The sequence below is a fragment of the uncultured Shewanella sp. genome, from assembly GCF_947501665.1.
In the GTDB taxonomy this organism is placed as follows: Bacteria; Pseudomonadota; Gammaproteobacteria; order Enterobacterales; family Shewanellaceae; genus Shewanella.
In genome coordinates, this window is sequence record NZ_CANMWS010000003.1 from 149,341 (window position 1) to 170,237 (window position 20,897).

Annotated in this window: 24 protein-coding genes; 19 read left to right on the forward strand and 5 right to left on the reverse strand. The window is 36.4% G+C overall.

Annotated features, from left to right (window positions below):
* Nucleotides 1-22: 22 nt before the first annotated feature.
* From Q0976_RS03300 to Q0976_RS03345, 10 genes are all read left to right on the forward strand, one after another.
* The gene (locus tag Q0976_RS03300) at nt 23-457 is read left to right on the forward strand and encodes a hypothetical protein (RefSeq protein WP_299490928.1); all 435 of its coding nucleotides are present in this window, start codon (nt 23-25) and stop codon (nt 455-457) included.
* A gap of 358 nt (nt 458-815) precedes the next feature.
* Nucleotides 816-1,499, forward strand: a complete 684-nt coding sequence (locus Q0976_RS03305) for an RHS repeat-associated core domain-containing protein (protein WP_299490931.1) — start codon at nt 816-818, stop codon at nt 1,497-1,499.
* 5 nt (nt 1,500-1,504) lie between these two features.
* Nucleotides 1,505-1,957 carry a hypothetical protein gene (locus Q0976_RS03310; protein ID WP_299490934.1) on the forward strand — a complete coding sequence of 151 codons (453 nt, stop codon included), beginning with the start codon at nt 1,505-1,507 and terminating at the stop codon, nt 1,955-1,957.
* A 139-nt stretch (nt 1,958-2,096) separates the two neighbouring features.
* Nucleotides 2,097-2,975, forward strand: coding sequence for a glycohydrolase toxin TNT-related protein (locus Q0976_RS03315; protein WP_299490937.1), 879 nt, complete (start codon nt 2,097-2,099; stop codon nt 2,973-2,975).
* Nucleotides 2,976-2,977: 2 nt separating this feature from the next.
* Nucleotides 2,978-3,193, forward strand: coding sequence for a hypothetical protein (locus tag Q0976_RS03320; protein ID WP_299490940.1), 216 nt, complete (start codon nt 2,978-2,980; stop codon nt 3,191-3,193).
* A 283-nt stretch (nt 3,194-3,476) separates the two neighbouring features.
* Complete coding sequence (locus tag Q0976_RS03325; protein ID WP_366525061.1) at nt 3,477-4,148, forward strand: RHS repeat-associated core domain-containing protein; 672 nt, start codon at nt 3,477-3,479, stop codon at nt 4,146-4,148.
* Nucleotides 4,148-4,450: a hypothetical protein gene (locus Q0976_RS03330; RefSeq protein ID WP_299490943.1), complete on the forward strand. Its 303-nt coding sequence runs from the start codon at nt 4,148-4,150 to the stop codon at nt 4,448-4,450. Before Q0976_RS03325 ends, Q0976_RS03330 begins: the two co-directional genes overlap by 1 nt.
* A 314-nt stretch (nt 4,451-4,764) precedes the next feature.
* Nucleotides 4,765-5,211: a hypothetical protein gene (locus Q0976_RS03335; RefSeq protein ID WP_299490945.1), complete on the forward strand. Its 447-nt coding sequence runs from the start codon at nt 4,765-4,767 to the stop codon at nt 5,209-5,211.
* Nucleotides 5,211-5,657, forward strand: a complete 447-nt coding sequence (locus tag Q0976_RS03340) for a hypothetical protein (protein ID WP_299490947.1) — start codon at nt 5,211-5,213, stop codon at nt 5,655-5,657. Before Q0976_RS03335 ends, Q0976_RS03340 begins: the two co-directional genes overlap by 1 nt.
* Nucleotides 5,658-6,340: 683 nt before the next feature.
* The gene (locus Q0976_RS03345) at nt 6,341-6,571 is read left to right on the forward strand and encodes an AHH domain-containing protein (RefSeq protein WP_299490950.1); all 231 of its coding nucleotides are present in this window, start codon (nt 6,341-6,343) and stop codon (nt 6,569-6,571) included.
* Nucleotides 6,572-6,814: 243 nt separating this feature from the next.
* On the opposite strand, the gene Q0976_RS03350 is transcribed toward Q0976_RS03345, so the two are convergent.
* On the reverse strand, nt 6,815-7,390 hold the full coding sequence (locus tag Q0976_RS03350) for an acetate uptake transporter (protein ID WP_299490953.1): 576 nt from the start codon (nt 7,388-7,390) through the stop codon (nt 6,815-6,817).
* A gap of 335 nt (nt 7,391-7,725) precedes the next feature.
* Here Q0976_RS03350 and Q0976_RS03355 point away from each other — a divergent pair, with 335 nt between their 5' ends.
* On the forward strand, nt 7,726-11,697 hold the full coding sequence (locus Q0976_RS03355; RefSeq protein WP_299490956.1) for an amino acid adenylation domain-containing protein: 3,972 nt from the start codon (nt 7,726-7,728) through the stop codon (nt 11,695-11,697).
* A 67-nt stretch (nt 11,698-11,764) separates the two neighbouring features.
* On the opposite strand, the gene Q0976_RS03360 is transcribed toward Q0976_RS03355, so the two are convergent.
* Entirely contained in the window at nt 11,765-12,817 is a 1,053-nt protein-coding gene (locus tag Q0976_RS03360) for a porin (RefSeq protein ID WP_299490960.1), read from the reverse strand.
* 3 nt (nt 12,818-12,820) lie between these two features.
* Complete coding sequence (locus Q0976_RS03365; RefSeq protein WP_299490963.1) at nt 12,821-13,288, reverse strand: hypothetical protein; 468 nt, start codon at nt 13,286-13,288, stop codon at nt 12,821-12,823.
* Nucleotides 13,289-13,757: 469 nt separating this feature from the next.
* Here Q0976_RS03365 and Q0976_RS03370 point away from each other — a divergent pair, with 469 nt between their 5' ends.
* From Q0976_RS03370 to Q0976_RS03395, 6 genes are all read left to right on the forward strand, one after another.
* Entirely contained in the window at nt 13,758-14,348 is a 591-nt protein-coding gene (locus tag Q0976_RS03370) for a hypothetical protein (protein ID WP_299490965.1), read from the forward strand.
* A complete protein-coding gene (locus tag Q0976_RS03375) occupies nt 14,311-15,264 on the forward strand; it encodes a glycosyltransferase family 2 protein (protein WP_299490967.1) in 954 nt (317 codons plus the stop codon). Before Q0976_RS03370 ends, Q0976_RS03375 begins: the two co-directional genes overlap by 38 nt.
* A gap of 5 nt (nt 15,265-15,269) precedes the next feature.
* Nucleotides 15,270-15,659: a GtrA family protein gene (locus tag Q0976_RS03380; RefSeq protein ID WP_299490970.1), complete on the forward strand. Its 390-nt coding sequence runs from the start codon at nt 15,270-15,272 to the stop codon at nt 15,657-15,659.
* Complete coding sequence (locus Q0976_RS03385) at nt 15,659-16,780, forward strand: hypothetical protein (RefSeq protein WP_299490973.1); 1,122 nt, start codon at nt 15,659-15,661, stop codon at nt 16,778-16,780. Before Q0976_RS03380 ends, Q0976_RS03385 begins: the two co-directional genes overlap by 1 nt.
* Before the next feature lie 228 nt (nt 16,781-17,008).
* On the forward strand, nt 17,009-17,422 hold the full coding sequence (locus tag Q0976_RS03390; RefSeq protein WP_299490975.1) for a hypothetical protein: 414 nt from the start codon (nt 17,009-17,011) through the stop codon (nt 17,420-17,422).
* Nucleotides 17,423-17,555: 133 nt separating this feature from the next.
* Nucleotides 17,556-17,978, forward strand: a complete 423-nt coding sequence (locus Q0976_RS03395; RefSeq protein ID WP_299490978.1) for a hypothetical protein — start codon at nt 17,556-17,558, stop codon at nt 17,976-17,978.
* Nucleotides 17,979-18,063: 85 nt separating this feature from the next.
* Here Q0976_RS03395 and Q0976_RS03400 read toward each other — a convergent pair whose 3' ends face one another.
* Nucleotides 18,064-18,537 (reverse strand): avidin/streptavidin family protein, encoded by a 474-nt coding sequence (locus Q0976_RS03400; protein ID WP_299490981.1) that lies wholly within the window; start codon nt 18,535-18,537, stop codon nt 18,064-18,066.
* A 211-nt stretch (nt 18,538-18,748) separates the two neighbouring features.
* Between Q0976_RS03400 and Q0976_RS03405 the strand changes: the two genes are divergently transcribed.
* The gene (locus Q0976_RS03405; protein WP_299490983.1) at nt 18,749-19,192 is read left to right on the forward strand and encodes a hypothetical protein; all 444 of its coding nucleotides are present in this window, start codon (nt 18,749-18,751) and stop codon (nt 19,190-19,192) included.
* A gap of 95 nt (nt 19,193-19,287) precedes the next feature.
* A complete protein-coding gene (locus tag Q0976_RS03410; RefSeq protein ID WP_299490985.1) occupies nt 19,288-19,644 on the forward strand; it encodes a hypothetical protein in 357 nt (118 codons plus the stop codon).
* 77 nt (nt 19,645-19,721) lie between these two features.
* Here the strand turns inward: Q0976_RS03410 and Q0976_RS03415 are convergent, their stop codons facing one another.
* On the reverse strand, nt 19,722-20,765 hold the full coding sequence (locus Q0976_RS03415) for a transposase (protein WP_299490987.1): 1,044 nt from the start codon (nt 20,763-20,765) through the stop codon (nt 19,722-19,724).
* Nucleotides 20,766-20,897: the final 132 nt, after the last annotated feature.

Genomic DNA, 20,897 nt, shown 5'->3' on the forward strand with positions numbered 1-20,897 from the left:
CTCTTTAAGCTAGGAATCGTTTATGAAAGTAGAATTAGGTGATTTAATAGTAATACCTTTAGCAGGGAAAAATGCATTGGCTCATATTGTTTGGATTTCATCACAAATGAAAAATGTTTTTGGTTTTTGTGTATTTAATGAATTATATATAGAAGATTCCTTTGACATTAAGAAAGTTAAGGTTGGTGAGTATTTGAAGGTAAAGATGTTTTCAGGTGAAGTTTCTGTATTATATGGGGATATAAGGAATGTTAAGAAGAGTGTTTGGCCTAAAATAGCACATTTAGATCTTCAAGATTCTTATAAAGAAATGATAATACACAATATTGGTGGTAATCTTTATGAAGGAGATGTTCTCTTAAGAACATTATCTCCATCAGAATACCTTTTATTTCCGAAAGTATTAAGTGCTGGGAATAAAGCTGTTGAGAATATTTTAATCCAATCTTTTCAGTAAATTATGGGTAGTTAAAGGGCTTTTTTAGCCCTTTTCATTTAAAAATACTTCAAGTTTACTCTGGTGTGAATAGCGATGACCTCATAGAGCAACAGCGTGGCTTTTTATTAAGGGTTTAGGCCGATGGCAGCTTGTTCGATACCACCCAGTGGCCAATGCCAAAGGCATGAGCTTTCATAAAGAGTGAGCCAGATAGTTTCCGTCCGTTAGCTCAACGGGTTATAAAACAAACCAATGAGAACCAAGCGGAGCTAGCGCCGCAGCTACATTACATCATCAATGATCATGCAGCTCTTTATTTACTGCATGGCCTCGTGAACTTTGTACCGAGGAAGGCCTTTCTTTTATAAGGAGTTAAATGGCGCGGCCAGTGTTTTTTGAAAACTATGGGCTGATTATAAAGTATAAGCTTAATTCAGTATCAAACAGCCGTCTGCCCGAACGCCAATACCTCGAACAAGCCGCCAATGATCCGGTTTCGTGTGACCTACGCTACCAAGGTCAAGTGTATGATCAAGAAACTAATTTGTATTACAATAGGTTTAGGTATTTTGATCCGGATTCGTGTCAGTATTTAACCCCAGACCCCATAGGCATGGCTGGCGGATTAAGGCCCAGCTCATACGTACATAATCCCATGGAATGGGTAGATCCTTTGGGGCTGGCGGGTTGCTCCGATGATGCAAAAAAATTGAGAGCGAATATGGTCGAATCGGGTAAAATAGAACCAGAGTATAAAAACTCAGCACATCATATCGTGATGTCAAATTCAACTCATCCAGATGTAGTTGCAACGCGAAATCATCTAGAAGCACACAATGTCGATATAAATGACTCAAATAATGGTGTATTCTTACCCACAAGCTCAGCTGTTAAAAATGATTATCAATTAAATGATGTATCTCATTCTAAAGTACATACTAATGTATATAAGAAAAATGTTAGGGATAGAATTACATCTAAAAATACAGCGCAAGATATTAAAAACGAATTAAATAATATAGCTAATGAATTAACTGCCGGTACATTTCCAATAAGGTGATACATATGAATCGTGACGTGTTATCAAGTTTAATATCTGATTTTATTTTAAAAAATAAAATCATTCCTTTTGCAATTGGCTTTGTTTTGTCATTTGATCAAGATGATAATCCAGAAGTTTTAATTGGTATATGCCAAGATAAAGAGATGAAAACTTGGAAGAAACAATATGGAGGTGATGCTAAGTATTATATATGGAATGTGGCTGAATATGACATATTTGAACATGAATCACTATATATAGATATAAAACAGTGGGCAGATATGAACTCTAGGGAAGAGTATATCGACTATTTTTGTAATTCATTACCTTCAATTAAAACCAGTATTGATGCAAATACAGGTTATACTCCTTATTTATTCGCTCATGATCTAGATGATGATGATATTAATGGATTTTTGGATAAATCTTTAAGTAATGAAGAAATAGACAGTTTAAAGAAGGGGTTGTTATTATAATTTAGAGAGTATTGACTATTTCGGTTTTAAAAGGGCTTTTTAGCCCTTTTTTAGGACATTTTATACCTATTGGACGGTGACAACCTCATTGAACAGCAGCGTGGCTTTTTATTAAGGGTTTAGGCCGCTCGCGCAGAGAGTGATCAAAGAAACTGCTTCGAATCAAAATGCTTTACCGCCTCAGCTTCATTATGTGATTAACGACCATGCTGGATCGCCAAGGGAGTTATGCTCTGAAGAAGGTCATGTCGAATGGCGCGGCAAACAGCAGCTATGGGAAGGCTTTGATAGTATTAGTAATAGCCGCCTGCCAGATAGACAATACCTTGAACAAGCAGCCAATGATCCGGTTTCGTGTGACCTACGTTATCAAGGTCAAGTGTATGATCAAGAAACTAATTTGTATTACAATCGGTTTAGGTATTATGATCCGGATTCCTGCCAATACCTAACCCCAGATCCTATTGGCATGGCGGGTGGATTAAGGCCCAGCTCATACGTACATAATCCCATGGAATGGGTTGATCCTTTGGGGTTGGCGGGCGCTCAGCATGATTGGAAGAAGGAATTGGATCCTCAACCAGATAATGCACCTTATAAAAAAGATAGTAAAGGGCGATGGCATGATAAGAAAGGTAAATATGTTTCTCAAACTTGGCCACCAAATGAAGGGTTTGGTACTGTTCATGGTCAAGTTATTAGAGAAAAAATTACAATTGAACCAGGACATAAACTAGATCGATATGGTGGATGGGTTGATGATACGGGTTATCATGACAAAGGTAGTTATTTTTCGGATGTCGGTGCTCCGTTTAAAGATAGAGCATTACCGCCAGAGTCATTAAAAGCACCATATCATCAATATGAAGTTATTCAGCCATTTGAAGCAGAAGCTGGTCCTATAGCACCTTGGTTTGGTGAGCCGGGAGGTGCAACACAATATTTAGTTCCAAAATCAGAAGGTGGTGTCGATGGCTTGCTGGATTCAGGTAAAATAAAAAGAATAACAAAGGGTTAATTATGAATAAAAAGAAAAAATATATAGATTTTGAACCTAACCAACGTAAGGGATACCCTGCGGGTAAATCAATTTTTTACGAATGCAGCATTTGTGGGGATGTTGTTGAATCTAGACCGGAGCATTTTGCAGAATGCCAGTGTCAAAATATTACTGTTGATACAGCCGGAGGGCGTTTAACGATTACTTATCCTGAAAAGTTTAAAATTTTTAAGTAACTTATTGACTAGTAAAACAAAAGGGCTTTTTAGCCCTTTTTTATTATCTATAATTTTCCAGATCCATTACTTATGGGACGGAGATAATCTCATCGAACAGCAGCGTGGCTCTTTATTAAGGGGTTAGGCCGATGGCAGCTTGTACGATACCACCCAGTGGCCAATGCCAAAGGCATGAGCTTTCATAAAGAGTGAGGTTGATAGTTTTAGACCGCTCGCGCAGAGAGTCATTAGAGAGACTGAAGCTAATCAAGGTCAACTCGAACCGCAGTTACATTATATTATTAATGATCACGCAGGCTCGCCACGCGAACTCTGTTCTGAGGATGGCCACATTGAATGGCGGGGCAAGCAGCAGCTATGGGGAGGCTTTGATAGTATTAGTGATGGTTTAAGTAATAAACCCGAACGTCAATACCTCGAACAAGCGGCCAATGATCCCGTCAGTTGCGACATAAGGTATCAAGGGCAAGTCTATGATAATGAGACGGGTTTGTATTATAATCGCCATCGCTATTACGATCCTGATAGCTGCCAGTATTTAACACCAGACCCAATAGGTATGGCTGGCGGATTAAGACCCAGTGCTTATGTTCACAATCCGATGGAGTGGGTAGATCCGCTGGGGTTGGCGGGGTGTCCGAAAAATGAAACAACAAGAGTTAGACATTACACTAAAAAATCCTCTGCTAATAAGATAATGGAAAGTGGTGAAATTACTTCTAAAGATCACGGTAGAGTTTATGTTGAAAGCGCAAATAAAAAAGCATTAAGTCCTAAAAAAGCTGAATCTGTACATAAAATCAAACCTGGTAAAGGTAATAGTTATATAGAAACAGATGTGCCAACCAGTAATATAGAAATGATAAAAAATCCATTAACGGGTAAACAAGAAATGACAATAAAAGGCACTGTTAAGCTTAATAATGCCGAAGTTATACATAGGAGAGGCTAATGAAAGGTAATAACAATCCAAATGTGACATACTCTAAAGATGATATCTTTGGTGTACTAAAAACTATAAATTTATTAGTTGTATCTCTAAATTCTATAGCAATGGAATCAGTTGATAATCCAAAAATAAATTTGGCAAATGAAATCTTAACATTTTTACAAGAGAATAATATGCTAGATAGACTTTCGAGTATTAGAGAGGTGTTATCTGAGGCTTTTGATACAACACTTGGTGATGATGACATGGACGAGCTAGAAAGGGCAATGGAAGATATTGAATATTGGTCCGCACCGAATGATTGATTATAATAATTTTATTTAAATTTTTATGTGGAACATTTTGTATAAAAAGGGCGTTAAGCCCTTTTAATTTTTGGATTGCTTATATCTCGAACAAGCCGCCAATGATCCCGTTATCTGTGACTGACGTCTCTTTACTATAAAGAAGTAGGCCAAGTTTATGATGCTGAAACAGGGCCATTTTTTGGGTAAAGAGCCAACAGATATAGGTATTACGATCCTGATAGCTGTCAGTACCTAACGCCCGATCCTATCGGTATGGCGGGGGGATTAAGACCTAGTTCATACGTTCCGCCAATATTTAAATCTTATGGCCCATGGAATGGGTGGATCCTTTGGGGCTTGCCAGTTGTCCTAAAGGACGTGAAGCAGAGAAAAATGAGAGAAGACAACGACATCATTCAACCTCGGGAGAGTATGATAAACATACTAAAGCATCATCTGTTAACGAGGCAAAAAGTAAATCCTCAAATGGAGGAGCAGCGCAATATTGGGGTGATGAATTACCTGATAAAGCAACAGAAAGTAATGTAACAGCTTTTAGGAACAAAATAGAAAAAGAAGGTTTACGAAATGGTGTTCGGGTTCCTCAGGATGGTGGTTCTGATTACTACGTATATGATGCTGGTAGAACAATCGGATATAATGAAGGAAAAGCAACGCAGTTCATGCGTGTTGAGGTTACAAAAAATCCTAACCCTGAATTTCATGGACATCCTATTTCCGAAGGAAAATATAATTCATATTTAAAAGGTGCTAATTGATGGATTTTAGAAAGTTATTTCAACCTGTTCGTGAATTTTATGTTCCGAGTGGATGGCAAGTGGATAAAAATAATGTTTTTTATTTAGATAAAGATAGCTTTGAAAATATTCAATGTGAAAATCAGAGGTTTTTAGCTAAAGAATTTTTCATTAATTATACTGTTTTTTATAGTAAACATGAACTTTTGAAAGATAATAACATGGTGGTTTGTGTTGTAGATGCAGGATGTAGGGTCACAGATTGGGATAATTTTATATTAGAATATGATATTAACTTAAATGTGTGGCTTAAAGGAAAGAAAAAACGCACAAAATTAATAGAAAAAACGTGCCTTGCTCATTCTCCAGGTGAAGCAGCAAGAAAACTTTCTGATTTTATGGAAGACTATTACAATGAAAAATATATTGATTTTACGACAGGTAAACTAAAAGAAATGATTGAATAGGGAAGATGTAATCAACAGTTAAGATTAAATTAATGGGAAAGGGCTTAAAGCCCTTTTTCTTTTTAAACGTATTTAAATCCATTACCTCTGTGAATGGCGATAACCTCATTGAACAGCAGCGTGGCTTTTTATTAAGAGTTTAGGCCGATGGCAGCTTGTACGATACCACCCAGTGGCCAATGCCAAAGGCATGAGCTTTCATAAAGAGTGAGCCAGATAGCTTCCGTCCACTGGCGCAGAGAGTGATAAAGGAGACCAATGAGAACCAAGCGGAGCTAGCGCCGCAGCTACATTACATCATCAATGATCATGCAGGCTCGCCTAGAGAGTTATGTAGCGAGGACGGACTTTCTTTTATAAGGAGTTAAATGGCGTGGCCAGTGTTTTTGAAACTGTGGGCTGACTTTAAAATATAAGCTTGAGAGTATTAGCGATAGTCGTTTATCAGAACGCCAATATCTGGAGGAGGTGAATGATCCCGTTATCTGTGACTTACGTCTCTTTATTATAAAGAAGTAAGTCAAGTTTATGATGGTGAGACTAATCTTTTTTTTGAGTAAAGGGTCAATAGGCATCGCTATTATGATCCGCTGTATTACTTTGTTGATCGCTGCCAGTACCTAACATCCGACCCAATAGGCATGGCGGGTGGTCTTAGACCCAGCTCTTATGTCCACAACCCCATGGAATGGGTAGATCCTTTGGGGCTGGCGGGTTGCTCCGATGATGCAAAAAAATTGAGAGCGAATATGGTCGAATCGGGTAAAATAGAACCAGAGTATAAAAACTCAGCACATCATATCGTGATGTCAAATTCAACTCATCCAGATGTAGTTGCAACGCGAAATCATCTAGAAGCACACAATGTCGATATAAATGACTCAAATAATGGTGTATTCTTACCCACAACCTAAATTCATATAATAATTGCAATACTCATGGACAATCGGGTGAGGAGAAGCCAACTGCTGGTAGTGCTATGCTTTTTAGTAGTGTTCGGAATTCTGTGCCATTTCCGTACAATGGTAAAAAAAACAGGAATGACACATGACTCAATCTTTTTGATTTTGTTGAGTGTGAGGTATTGTTTATAAGGTATTTTGATGATAAAAAATGTTTTTGTTTTAAAGAGCAGCATGTATGCTGCTCTTTTTACGTTAAACTGTTTTTAGGTGCTTTTCCCCTATGGGTAAAATAGTGCGCCCAAATTGTTCTTCTAATACTTGCGCCATGGCTAAGTAAATGGCTAAAGCACCAACAATAATCCCTTCATATGCCGCGATGATGCCGATGAGACTATTTTGAGTGAAATCTCGAACGGCCAATAAGAAAAAGAGTAAGGTGAGGCCTGCAAAAATGGCTTGTTTGACGCGATTATATTTTAACGTGCCTAAGGTCATAAATAATGTGAATATTCCCCACATGAATAAATAGCACCCCATGTAGGCTGTTGGTGTCGTTTCTGCTATTCCCATTTTAGGCATAATCAGTAGCAGGACTAAACTCCACCAAAAGAGTCCATAAGAAATAAAGGCCGTCATACCAAAAGTATTGTTGCGGCGATACTCCATTATTCCTGCAATGATTTGTGCGAGTCCGCCGTAACACAGTCCCATGGCTAAGATCATGGCACTAATCGGGAAAAAACCAGCATTATGAATGTTGAGTAAAATAGTGGTCATGCCAAAACCCATGAGTCCTAATGGGGCGGGATTTGCGAAAGGTTGTTGCAAGGGAGTACTCCAAAATAATAATAAATAAAGGGGGTAATAATTCTTGTTTCCAGCCCAATGTTTCGAAGTGAAGATGAAAACTCGTTATTGGGAGACAGATCCATGTACTTAAGGGCGGGCTATTATAGAGAGTCAGTCTGGGAGCATCAATTGACACTTTAGTCGTAGGCCTTAATGAAATCTGCTGAATAGTCTATGATTATATTGAGCCTACTTTAATATTAATAAGTTAATACTAAAGTAGAGGTGGTTTACGGATAAACTTATTACCACTTTTTTGCAAATGTAAAGTGGAGCTTATTTAGGGTTTATCAGTACTAGAAGGTGCTGTCTCTATGTCTAATGTATCGAATACCAATACCTCATTGTCACTTATTCCCTTACATTGTGCACAAGAAAATGTCTATTTTGAACAACTTATTTCACCCAATAGCCCTATGTATAACATAGGCTGTTATTCTGTGGTTCAAAAAGCATATGATTTAAGCCAGTTACAACTTGCTTGGCAGTTATTGATTGATCATGTCGATGCTTTAAGGCTTGAGTTGGTACAGCAAGATGATGGTTTACCTTTACAGCGGATCTTGCCTAAAGGGGTCATAAAAGGAAATATTGAATTTATTGACTTTTCAGATAAAACTTCACCGCATCATCAGGCTAAAAAATGGATGGCTAAGCAATACAGAAAAGTGTTTCATTGTGCTCAGGAGCAAAAATACCAATTAGCGGTGATCAAGTTAAGTTTAAACAAATATTACTTATTTTCGCGTTTTCATCATCTAGTGGTTGATGGTATTGCAGTGTATCGTATTTACGAGGAACTCAATTATATTTATTCTAAGGTTATTAAAAATGAAACGCCGCATTTTATTCACTATTTACCTCAATACTCCGCTGAAATTGAGAAGTCTCAAGATTATTTTTTATCAAATCGTTACAGAAGAGATAAAGAGTATTGGCAAGACTTTTTAGCACAAAAAACACCGACACATTTACCTCAATATTATATGGAACAAGGAAGTGACGAATATTCTATAGCCTTGTCATCTCAATTGAGTTATCAGTTAAGGACGTTTTGTGAGCAATCTAAGCAGAGTGTACTGTCTGTTTTAATGGGCGTTTCAACGTTATATTTCTCACGATATTTAGATTTATCAGAATTGGTGATCAGTACTCCGTTGCATGGACGGCGAGGCCAGCAAGCGATGAGAGTGATTGGTATGCATTCTGATGCAGTTATGCTGGCTTTGGAAATAGATGAATCTTGGTCATTTGATGAGCTCTTAACTTATTCAAATAAAACCCTTAAAAGAGGGTTTAGGTATAGTCAATTTCCACAAAGTCATTTATCAAGGTTGGATCACCATAGTGAAGTGCTAACCAGTGATATTAGTTTAAATTATGAGCTGTATTGTTATAACGATAGAGAGTTTGATATTGGTGAAATTGTTCACTTAAGTCCAGAAGAGAATCATATACCATTAGAGATCCGTTTGATTGACTTTACGGATAAAGAGAATGTGATTTTAAGGGTTAATTATCAAAAACAATATTTTTCTAGTTGTGAAGTCGAGCGGCTTTCAGGAACCTTAATTCGCTTCATTTCTGAAGGACTACAATACAGTCATAAATCAATTAATACATTAAAAGGACTGTCTAGTGATGAATATGAAGCATTGCAACAAACATGGTTACAAGTGGGTAGGTCATATTCCAGAGATAAAACGCTTGCTCAACTCTTTGAGGAACAAGTTCAACGAACGCCGACTAATATTGCATTGATCTGTGAGACATCTCAATTAACCTTTGAAGAGTTGAACGAAAAAGCGGATCAATTAGCTTCAGTTCTTCGGGCTCATTATGAGGCTTTTGTCGGTGTTGATCTTGGCCCTGATACGCTTATCGGTCTTTATATTGATCGTAGCATGGAGCTCATTATTGGCATGTTAGCAATATTGAAGGCTGGTGGGGCTTACGTTCCTCTTGCTCCTGAATATCCTCAAGCAAGAATTTGCTATATGTTACAAGATACTCAAATGCCTTTTGTCCTGACACAAGCCCACTATAAAAAGAAAATGCAGTCTTGGTTACATGATTCTAAGGTAACCAGTGAGCTTTTATGTGTTGATGCGGATTATTCAAATCATGTTGCTGTACTGCCTACAAATGTACAACGTTCGGATCTAGCGTATGTTATTTATACATCGGGTACGACTGGTGAGCCAAAAGGAGTGATGTGTAAACATCGTGGTGTTTCATCACTGATCTGTGAGACTAATTATATTAATATCAAGGAGGAAGATGTCCTCTTGCATCATTCACCTTCACAGTTTGATGCTGCTACTTTTGAGATTTGGGGAGCGTTACTTAATGGCGCTCAATTGGTCATTTCAACAACTAAACATATTATGACCGTGGATGAGTTAGAGCATTTTCTAATGGAAGGAGGGGTGAGTATTTTATGGATGACTAAAACATTATTTGACAGTGTTTATCTTGAGAAGCCAGCTATATTCTCTGGATTGAACTATTTATTAGTCGGTGGTGAAGCATTAACCGCAAGTTTAATGAATCAATTGGTGTTGAGTACACAAAGACCAAAGCATATTTTAAATGGATATGGCCCAACTGAATGCACTACCTTTGCTGCAACGTATGAATGTGATACACCGATGAAGAGTATCCCTTTAGGTAAAGGAATTAATACACGATCTTTGTATGTACTCGATGATAACAAATTATTAAGCCCTATTGGTGCGATAGGTGAGTTGTATATTTCTGGTGCTGGTTTAGCGCGAGGTTATTTGAATTCACCTGAGAAGAGTTTTGAGAGCTTTATTGAGAATCCTTTTAGTACAAAATCAACAGATAATGAAAATAATCGATTGTATAAAACGGGTGATAAAGTGCGATATGCAGTTAATGGTAATCTGGAGTATTTAGGTCGAAGGGATAGTCAAGTTAAAGTGAGAGGTTATCGAATTGAATTAAGTGAAATAGAAGCTGCTATTGATAGGTTGGCGGGGGTTAAACAAGCGGTGGTCATTGACTATAAAGCGGTGAATAAACACTTTTTAGCGGCTTATATTGTTCCAGAAATGCCCGCTGACTCATTGGATTTTGATCAAGATCGCCGTTCCATTTCACGTCATATCAATGAACTGGCGTTAGCGTTAGATCTTGATGGTATTGCAGATAAATTAATGGAGTTTTTACCTGAGTATATGCTTCCTAAATGCTTTATGTTAATTGATGAGGTGCCGTTAACCTTAAATGGTAAATTGGATAAAATGGCTTTGCCTGAGCCATTATTGATTGATGTTGAGAATTATGTACCGCCTCGAAATGAGATTGAAAAGCAGCTATGTGAAATTTGGCAAGAGATCTTAGGGCTTGAGCAAGTGGGTATTCATGATCACTTTTTTCATATTGGAGGGGACTCCATTAAGGCAATACAATTATTAAAGAAAATGAATGTGTGTATTGATGTGAGTTTAGTCACTTTATTTACCCATCCTAATATTGCTAGTTTATGTGAGTCGATATCAAAGCCAGAATATGATTTACCCTTACTTTATTCTTTAACGCCAAATTCGACGATAGAAGATCGTTTGATTATGATCCATCCTGGTACTGCTGGTGCAGAGGTATATCATCAGCTGGCTTTGAAGTTAGCCCCAAGGTTTCATTGTATTGGTGTTGATAATTATAATTTAGTGTCAGAAACTAAAATAGGCTCTCTTAAGATCATTGCATTAATGTACCTTGATTTGTTGATGGAAGCTAAACTTCATCATAAACCTATTACCATTTTAGGTTGGTCTTTAGGTGGCAATATTGCGTTAGAAATGGCTTATCAATTAGAGTTACGTGGTTATACCGATGTGCATGTGTATTTATTAGATACCTTAGTTCATAATATTGAAACTAAAGATGTTTTTAAAAAATTAGGTCAAAATGTTTTTCTTAATATGATGCAAAGGGATGTGATAGATAAAAATGCGACTAAAGAATACCTTGAACGGGTGATGACGGCGGTTCCTTTTGAAAATGATATGAATCAAGAAGCGTTAAGTGGACAATTAATTCATTCTAAAGTGACGCTTTTTAAAGCTGAAGAGATGATGAAAGTGAATGAGCAACATGAAGGGCTAATAGAGCTCGATGAGCTCGTTAATCAATTAAGTGATAACAATATTCAAAGTGTAACCTCAAATGATATCAATGTTATTCAGATAAAGGATAAGCACCATGTGAATATTATTGAAGCTGAAGATATTATTAGTGCGAATATCCTTAATCGGTAATGAGTAAAGTTTGAGCATTCTCTAGAGAGTGAAGGTACGGTTGAATGCTCAATATGGATATGTTTTATTAGAAGATAAAATTCACCATAAAGGTGACAAGATTAGCATCTTTTTTCTCGGAATAGAAAATCGGTGGTTGTACAAATAATCCCGTTGCATAGATGTAATCAGATTCAATCGCTTCGTATTGATATTCTAAATTAACCGACACTGTTGGAGTGATATCATAGCGAACGCCGGGTGTGACACTTTGACTGGGGTTTGTATGATGAGACTGCGCGTAAGTAATATAAGTGGTGAAATCATCAATATTATAGGCGGTACTGACATACCAGTTGGTTTGTAACTCATCAGTTTCAACTTCTGCCATAAATTGAAATTGTTGCCAAGATAGTTCATATCCAAAAGCGTGTATATTGATAGTCGATGTATTAAATGGAAATTGTTGTGCGGTGTATTTGGTCCGCATGTAAGTATAGTGCAGACGGTAATCGTAGCCTGATAAGTCGGTGGATAAACCAATGAGTAACTCAGTATCAAACTTCAATTCATTTCCTACTATTTCTATGGGGTAGGTGCGATCGCTGCCATAAAAGGGATTAATACTGAGTGTGAGTTCATCGGATAAATCTCGTTTCCAAGTGATATCCCCACCGTCATAATAAGTGATACCTGAAACGCTGTCGTATACTTCTTGAGGAGGTCTGGCCCAATAATAAGCTTCGGCAACATAGTAGTACTGAGAAGCTAAAAATAGCGGCAGTCTTAAACGCCCTGCTCTGATGGTAAAGTTACTAATATCATAAGATAAGTAGGCCCATTCAACTTCAGGTTCGCTCCATTCATCTTGAGGACGTTTAACCCATTGCAGTGAGGCTTCTAGGTCATCAGTAATGTCATAATCTAACTGCACGCCGAAAATGGTATCGCAATCATAGCAAGTGTTATCAGTGATTTCCCGATTGATGAATAAGGGGGTTTTATTGTCTGATTTGGTTATGGACGTTGAACCAAAACCGCTAAGAGTGAGATCCGAAGTGATGTCAATGGCTGACAAGGCTGGAGCTGACAAAAGGGTTAGAGAGAGAATAGAGAATATGGGGGATTTAGGAAAGTTCATCCGTTACTGTCCTTTTTCTATAGTTATTAATATATTTGCATCTTCAGGCACGAGAGGAGTTGGCGCATAACCTATGCCATTTTTATTTTCTTTTAGCCAGTTGACCAGTTGACCTACATTGTCATCATCGATGATATGGGGTAAAGATGCTTTGCCTGAAAAAGCTAGGCTAGCCCAATATCCATTGACTTGAGATACAGTTTTACCGAGTAATATCTTATAGAATTCTTCTTTAAATTTTGAATTGTTTTCCCAGTCAGCCAATTTTATTTTATTATTACTGAGTTTGTCTGTTTTACCTTTATAAATCATTCTTACTTTACTATTACTTATTTTAGGTAAATCAGCATTCATTGAAAAAACAGCAAACTGAATATCTTCACCATAAGCTAAAGTACTCATGAAGATAAACCAAAGTAGTAAAGAAACGGAAGAAATTGCAGTAAATGAGGGTGGATTCTTTTTATTCATCAGAGTGCATTCTAATCCCTTAATATAGTTATACTTACTAAGGTAGTGGACAAATTGTAAAAAAACAAAAAATAAGATATAAAATTTATTATGCTTATTCTTTTACCATAATGATTCGGAATGTATCAAAGCGATTAGGAGATTGTAGATAAAATAATGAATTGGTATATTTATTTGGATTATATTTAATTTTTTATGATGAATCATATTGATTAAAAATGATTACTTTGTTTGTTCTTTAATTGTTATTGTTTTGCTTGGTTGGATTGTGTATTGGTTTTATTTTTGTTTTATATTCGTTTATTCCCTGTGTCGTGATTATTTTATCAATGAGTTAGGTGATTTTTATTTTAATATTGATGAAATCATAAACATTATTGGTATGATTATTTTATCCTGTTTATTGTAAGTATCATGGGCATATTGATTTAGCTATACCTTTTTGTACTAACAGTCTTTGGCGAATATTATGGTTAACATAAAGCTGACATTTAAAATAAAACTGATCTTAGTGGGGGTGTTGGTACTGTCTTTATTTTATTTGACAGTTTTATATTTATCATTCAGGCCTAATGTCTCTCCAGCTTATGCTGAATATTATATCCATAACCGAACAATGTTTTATCGTCAAAGCACGCCTAATATTCTGATCCCCATGGATAAATTATTAACTGTAAAAATGTTAGAACCTTATTTTAGTCGTGACGGTTGGAGTAAAAAATTGATTAAATCTGGAACCGCTTTATTTTCAGGTAAGGCAAGTTTGTTATTTAATCTTGAGGATAAAAGTCAAGTAAAAACGTTTAAGTTTATTTTTTATCCACCAAAAAGTACTGTGGATGTGTTTTTTACTATTGCGGGGCACACGTTTGAAAAACAACTTATTTCAGAAGATGAATCAGCTGTAAGTTTGAATGTACCCAATACGTTATTGGATGACAAATCTGATGTGGTCAACACGTTAACGATGAGTTCATCCGTACCTATATCACTAAAAAGTTTAATGGTTAAGGGGTCGCAAAATGAGCCGAAATTTAACGCTTATTGTACCTGTTTATAACGAACAAGATAATATTTCAGCATTTATAAAATCGATAAAGGTTGAGTTAGTATCAATATATCAACATATAGATATTCTTTTTATTAATGATGGGAGTACTGATGATACCTTTAATGTCATTAGTGCTGAAATAGAAAAAAATGACAATATCAGTTTAATTGACTTAGCGAGAAATTTTGGAAAAGAAGCAGCAATGACTGCGGGTTTACAGCATGCAAGAGGTGATGCTGTGGTGATCATGGATGTCGATTTACAAGATCCTCCTTGCGTTATTCTTGAGTTTTTCCGTCTTTGGTGCACGGATAAGTATGATACGGTTTATGGGGTGAGAGTCGATAGAAGCGCTGATACGAGAATGAAGCGATGCACTGCAGGGGGCTTTTATAAGCTCTTTAATTTGTTATCTCATCGAACAAAATTACCTGAGAATACAGGAGATTTTAGGTTAATTAATAGGAAGGTTATTGATGCCTTGAATCAAATGCCCGAAAGAAATCGCTTCATGAAAGGCATGTTTGCTTGGAGTGCTTTTCGAGCAATAGGGGTGCCATTTGAACGACCCGAAAGGAATATAGGTAAAACTAAGTTTAACTATTGGAGTTTATGGAATTTTGCGCTTGATGGTATTTTAAGTTTTACCAGCTGGCCATTACGGGTTTGGAGTTATATTGGTTTTGGTATTTCATTTATTGCTTTTCTCTATGCTTCTCATATTTTAATTGATACGTTATTTTTAGGTGTAAAGGTACCAGGATATGCTTCAATCATGTCAGTTATTTTATTTTTAGGTGGGGTTCAGTTAATATCTCTTGGTGTGATTGGTGAGTATATTGGTCGAATCTTTACTGAGATAAAACAAAGGCCTATATATTTGATTAATAACATTACAGGTTTTTATCAAGGTAAGGATAGATAGGCCCAGTGAATAATGAAATAAGAAAGAACACTTATCATTTTTGGCAATTAAATCGTTTTGCACTTGTGGGCGGTATGGCAACGTTAGTGCACTTATCTTTATCACGATTTATTTTATTTTATCAAGATAATTTACCTGAGTTAACGGTAAATAGTGTGGCTTTTTTTATCGCTTTTTTTATTTCTTTTTTAGGGCATAGACACTTTACGTTTAAAACAAATGGATCAATTATTAAGTTTTTAAGTGTGTCATTATTGGGTTTCTTAATAAATAACAGTTTGCTTTTTTACATTGTACACTCTCAGTTTTTAACGGGATGGGATGCCATATTCCTATCAACACTATCTGTGCCTATTTTAACTTACGTCTTAGCAAAGCTATGGGTGTTCAAATAATGGGTAATGATTCATTGCTGTCAAAAGAAACACTCTCTAAGACAGATTGGAAAATGATTATCTGTGTTTTTCTGTTAAGTCGAATATTCATTTACTTTATTGGGTTAATAGCGAGCCGTATTTATGGCGGAGACTCGACGGTATTGGATGCATTTTGTCGATTTGATTGTACTTGGTACAAACAGATAATTGATATTGGTTATGATTTGCAGCCTCGTTGGCATTTAGAACATGATGCAGCCAGTTGGGCATTTATGCCTGTTTATCCTATGATAACTAAGGTATTAGATGTTTTCGTCAATTCGATAACTCTGTCGCTTTATATTGTCAGTAATATTTCTTTTTTTATAGCATTAGTGCTTATTTTAAAGCTTTCTAGGCAAATGGGGGTCTCTCAGCAAGGGTACTTTCCAATATGGTTTCTCGCTTTTTCACCCTTTTCGGTTTACTTTGTGAGTGGTTATACTGAGTCACTTTTTATCGCATTAACGTTAGCTGTCTTTTTATTTAGTTATCGTCAGCAATGGTTATATGTTGCTATATGTGGGGTATTACTTGCAGGGACTCGAAATTTAGGCGTGATGAGCGTTTTTTCTGTATTACTGATTGCGATTGGTCATTATGGCGTTCGTTCTTTTTTTAAAACTGAACGAGGATTCATGGTGATTGCAGTGCTTTGGGTTATTCCTATTCTATTATTCAGCTATATGCTTTATTTGTATACTTTAACTGGGGACGGCTTTGCTTTTACTCACATACAAATTGCTTGGCAACGTTATATTGATTGGCCGACTCATTGGTTAGAGAAAGGTTTGTCTAATGGTGGAAAAGATCTTTATTTAGTTGGTATGATCATGTTTGGCTGGCTGATTAACCTGTATCTGGTTTATAAAAAATTGTGGGCTGAAGCCATTTTTGTTTTTATTTGCACTTTTATTCCACTATTAACAGGGATAACTGCTATGCCTCGTTATTTATTTGGGTTAGCGCCTGTTTATATAGCCTTTATTGTATTATCGGATAGGAAACCTCATTTACAGACAGCTATTTTAATGATTTCATCAGCATGCTCAACTTTTATTGTGATGGGCTTTGTATTAGAAAAGATGTTTACCGTATAGAAACATTTTAAGATATCAATGATGAGGTACATTAATAAATTTATGGTAGAGTTTTTTATGTGTTTATATTGAAATAGAAAAGTCTTTATAATGATGTTATTATGTTAACTTTTTTGATTGTTATAATTTATATCAAAAAATCGATAATATAAAAGCCGTTTACTGTTTTAATCTATGGTTGATTATATTAGTCTACATTTAATGTTTCTTCGTGAGTTCTCGTATTTTATGACAAAATATGTTGCTTGTTTTATTGTGATTATCTCTCTTTTAGGGCAGTCTTTGCTTCTATCAGTGAGTGCTGAGCCGAGCATTGGTGTCAGTACAGAGATAAGTCCAATGACTCAAAGTCAACCATTGTCTGCTGGTACATTGAATCATCAATATGAGATTAATACAGAGACATCAGTGACAATGCATGATGTAAAAATCAAAGATGTGTCACAGTGTGAAAAGTCGTTATCCCAATGTGTTCAACTGGATTCAGGACATTGTACTGCGCACAGCTATTGTCATTCAGGCGCTTTATTGCCAATGACAATCATGGTTTCATCAATGCCTTTATCTTCTAAGATCATGACCATCTCATGGTCTGCTAAAACCATTACAAATCCACAAGATTTTCGCCCTCCTATTGTTTAATTTTTCAGTTAAATTCGTTTTTAAAATTTGTGTAATTTAATTTGATTAATTGATTTCTTATCGTTCTTATTTTCTTTTTGGACTATGTTGCCGCATAAAGAATAGAAAAGAGCGATAAGATTGGGAGTATTATATGAAAACCTTAACTCACTTATCTGTTTTTAGTGTTCTTTTCTTTTCTGTTGCTGCTTTTGCAAACTCAAGCGGTACTCAATCGAGAATTTATGATAAAACGGGACAAGAACAAACTGTACCCCAAAAGAGTCAAAAATTGATCTCGACGTCTAATAAAGTTCAGCCGAACCAGGATTATCAGAGTCAATTAACGGCGAGTACGGATAATAATGGAGGTAAGGCTTCATTATTGGGGAATACGGACAAAAAGGATTTTAATCAAAGCCAACAAGATAAATATAGGACGATTGCCGCAAAGCCTAGCTACCAATTTGCTAATAATATGGATAGTAAAAAAGCGCTTGCCAGTAATCAAATAACCTCTACGACATCATTTACTCAAACACAACATGACTTTTCACAACCCAGTTCACTTCTATAATGTGAACTGTTGAGTCGATTCAATAGATGGCAAAAGGAGTTTGCCATCTATTTTATTTGTATTGTTTCATTAGAGTGAAGGCTGCTTAAGGGGTTGGGCAATGTCTGCATTTACATTCCCTATAAAAAGTATCTTCTCCATGATACGTTTTTCCACCATTCGTCGAGGTCAGTACCCAATTGGTGTATAGAATACCGTCTTTTATTTCTCCATCCCACACAGTATAAGATTGACAATCTTGGGAATCATTTTGCCAATTGACCGTAAATGTGAGTGCATTGTCACCTATCATATGGCCTGTTAAAGGAAACCATTGTTCTGGTTTGGCGCACCAACCTGCTTGCCCGTTAGCAAAGTCCCCCGTTAATCTTCCTTTTTTTGATTCTTGTGTGATGTACATTGAGGAGCATCCGTGAGCGTTGAAATTGTACCAAGCGCCAATCAGAGTATCTTCTTTTTTTGTGCTTGGAACTAGTGTATCTGTTGCATAGCTCGTGAGTTGATAATTTATTGAACTTATCAACAATACAATCATTGAAAAATAGGTTCTTTTTGTCACAACGACATCCCTGAGAAGTGAGTGTGCTTTGGTAAAATATAGTTGATAGGATTACTTTTTGCATTAGGCTGATAGGTGAGAAAGCATGTAACTAACGGATGACTCATTGGCATGAGGCTCAGTAAATTGTAACGGCATATTGCGATATAAAAGATCCCGTTTAAGTTTAGCTATACTTCATTCAGGTTTACTATTGAAGTGGTTTGTGAACATGCTGAAGTGGATGCCTTATTGTCTCATTATTGTGTATTTGGGCTTGTTATTCTGGCCATCTGTTCTTGTGTATAATGATGGAAGTCCAGCTAGTGTTTCTTATCATCCTCATCATAGTCTGGTATCGTTTTTTGTGCGTGATCACGCTCAATTTATCAAACAGCCTAATGATATTTCTTTTATTCCTCAACACAGTGAGGATGCTCCCAGTCAATTATCGAATGTTCAAATATCTCTCTTTGTTGTTTTATTGCAAGATAGTACACCTGCCAAACTAGAGCCCGTCAATGAGTATATGTTAGCGCCAACGGTTTTTTTTCGTGTGCAAAACATAATTTATACCACAAGCTTAAATGCGTTAATGTGGGTTGCAAAAACCATCATTCTGCATGATATTGATCATCCTCCAATTTTTCACCTTAGCCACGTTATAAATAATTGATTTTTTTAAATTGTTAAGTTTTCCAGAAAAGCAGTGGTAAGTACTTGTTCATGGTACTTTGATGATTTTTTATCCCTTAAGTGAAGGAGTCTGTGATGAATTACCTTATATCAGTGTGTTTATTCTTTTTTACCGCTTCAATGGTGAATGCTTCAAATGACTTTGTAACATGTATGGATAGCACTCAGATTGATGTTGCGGCGCAATCAGAAACTGAGGAGAAAAACATGAATAGATTATCTCTGGAGCAATCTAAACAATTAGTTGATGACGATGTGCTGCGACAGCAAGGAGGGGGCTTTTATACAAAAGCAGTTAAAAGTAATTATGATTTTTCTCAAAATCAACCTGCGGAGCAAGCACTCGCTAAAAAAGCGTTCTTAACTCGAACAAATTATGATCAAAGTCAGCATGATTTCTCAGGGGCAGAGTCTACATTGTTTAATGAATAGCTACCTGTAACATGTTCATTTTAGAACTAGCTTATCGTGAAAGTTCAGCAAGAATAAGAGACTCATTGGGTAATGATTTAAGGGGAAGTGGGGTGCAGTTGCTGGCTATTGCGCTTTCCCTTACACCATTTACCATTAAATTGATGGCTAAATTCACACATTTTTGACCAGCTGCCGGCAACATGACTGTAGTGATGACTGAAATGGCGACAGGTTTCTATCCAATCTTTCTTTTTAATTGAAAGTAAGGTGAGTAATCTAGGTGTTGGGATCGGGTTAGTGGGGATTTTATTTTGGATTATTCCTCGATGTGTCCATATTATTAATTCAATATAATCAGGTAAATGAAAAGGAATGTGGACTTTTTCACCTGAACGCGTCATGTGATCTAAAGGCAATAATGTGGTCGGTTGTTGCACTATGGCTAAGTCGTTGTGATCAACATCATATATTTCAGCTTCTGCTTGAGCTTGATTGAATGCTGATAGTCGTAAATTGATTGAGGTGAAATAATCATTTTCAAGTGATTGGGTTAGCTGTGCTCTTATCGGCGCTAAGTCAACGAACATAATACAAGCGAGGAGAGCTGGAGAGTCCAGCAGTGCTTGGCTTTTAAAACGTCCTTGCCAAAAAGCACCTTTGCATTTTTCTTCTTTATTAATTTTACGTGAAACTGTTTCATTTAAGCAGCGCATAAACCAACTAATATTGGTTAAGCGTTCACGCCATTGGAGTTTCAATTCATCCAGTGATTCTTTTTCTGCAGTAGACAGTACTTCTTGATTGGCATATTTGTTTGCGAGAGGAGGAAGATTAAAGATTTGCTTCCAGCGCTTCATTACTTGAATTAATGTCAAGTGTTTAGCCGTGGAGATATTGACCTTTAAGACTAGATGATAACGATTAGGGAGAATGGAGTAAGCACAAATATCGATGCAAAAAATAGTGGATAATTGAATGAGTCTATCTAGAAACCATTGGGCCCTATGTTGGTCGAGTTTGCCGTTTTTATTGTATTGATTGTCTTCTTTGATTAAATACGTCCCTCTGACACAATGATTACTGATATGGTAATAAGGCGTGCTGTTAATATGGATGAGTTTTTTTCGGCATTCAGTCATGACGTTATATTTTTAGTTAACTTTTTAAAAGCTTAGTTAGCGTTATGTAAAAATACAATTAGGATATAGCAGAATATTTTTAGTGGAGGTTCTCGCATAAGAGCGACGCAAAATATTCTTGTTAAGCCTGTC

What these genes read in the sequence shown, in the direction of transcription:
- Q0976_RS03300 (WP_299490928.1), top strand. Translation starts at nt 23, where the DNA reads ATGAAAGTAGAATTAGGTGATTTAATAGTAATACCTTTAGCAGGGAAA.
- Q0976_RS03305 (WP_299490931.1), top strand. Translation starts at nt 816, where the DNA reads ATGGCGCGGCCAGTGTTTTTTGAAAACTATGGGCTGATTATAAAGTAT.
- Q0976_RS03310 (WP_299490934.1), top strand. Translation starts at nt 1,505, where the DNA reads ATGAATCGTGACGTGTTATCAAGTTTAATATCTGATTTTATTTTAAAA.
- Q0976_RS03320 (WP_299490940.1), top strand. Translation starts at nt 2,978, where the DNA reads ATGAATAAAAAGAAAAAATATATAGATTTTGAACCTAACCAACGTAAG.
- Q0976_RS03330 (WP_299490943.1), top strand. Translation starts at nt 4,148, where the DNA reads ATGAAAGGTAATAACAATCCAAATGTGACATACTCTAAAGATGATATC.
- Q0976_RS03335 (WP_299490945.1), top strand. Translation starts at nt 4,765, where the DNA reads ATGGAATGGGTGGATCCTTTGGGGCTTGCCAGTTGTCCTAAAGGACGT.
- Q0976_RS03340 (WP_299490947.1), top strand. Translation starts at nt 5,211, where the DNA reads ATGGATTTTAGAAAGTTATTTCAACCTGTTCGTGAATTTTATGTTCCG.
- Q0976_RS03345 (WP_299490950.1), top strand. Translation starts at nt 6,341, where the DNA reads ATGGAATGGGTAGATCCTTTGGGGCTGGCGGGTTGCTCCGATGATGCA.
- Q0976_RS03355 (WP_299490956.1), top strand. Translation starts at nt 7,726, where the DNA reads ATGTCTAATGTATCGAATACCAATACCTCATTGTCACTTATTCCCTTA.
- Q0976_RS03360 (WP_299490960.1), bottom strand. Translation starts at nt 12,817, where the DNA reads ATGAACTTTCCTAAATCCCCCATATTCTCTATTCTCTCTCTAACCCTT.
- Q0976_RS03365 (WP_299490963.1), bottom strand. Translation starts at nt 13,288, where the DNA reads ATGAATAAAAAGAATCCACCCTCATTTACTGCAATTTCTTCCGTTTCT.
- Q0976_RS03370 (WP_299490965.1), top strand. Translation starts at nt 13,758, where the DNA reads ATGGTTAACATAAAGCTGACATTTAAAATAAAACTGATCTTAGTGGGG.
- Q0976_RS03375 (WP_299490967.1), top strand. Translation starts at nt 14,311, where the DNA reads ATGAGCCGAAATTTAACGCTTATTGTACCTGTTTATAACGAACAAGAT.
- Q0976_RS03385 (WP_299490973.1), top strand. Translation starts at nt 15,659, where the DNA reads ATGGGTAATGATTCATTGCTGTCAAAAGAAACACTCTCTAAGACAGAT.
- Q0976_RS03390 (WP_299490975.1), top strand. Translation starts at nt 17,009, where the DNA reads ATGACAAAATATGTTGCTTGTTTTATTGTGATTATCTCTCTTTTAGGG.
- Q0976_RS03395 (WP_299490978.1), top strand. Translation starts at nt 17,556, where the DNA reads ATGAAAACCTTAACTCACTTATCTGTTTTTAGTGTTCTTTTCTTTTCT.
- Q0976_RS03405 (WP_299490983.1), top strand. Translation starts at nt 18,749, where the DNA reads ATGCTGAAGTGGATGCCTTATTGTCTCATTATTGTGTATTTGGGCTTG.
- Q0976_RS03410 (WP_299490985.1), top strand. Translation starts at nt 19,288, where the DNA reads ATGAATTACCTTATATCAGTGTGTTTATTCTTTTTTACCGCTTCAATG.
- Q0976_RS03415 (WP_299490987.1), bottom strand. Translation starts at nt 20,765, where the DNA reads ATGACTGAATGCCGAAAAAAACTCATCCATATTAACAGCACGCCTTAT.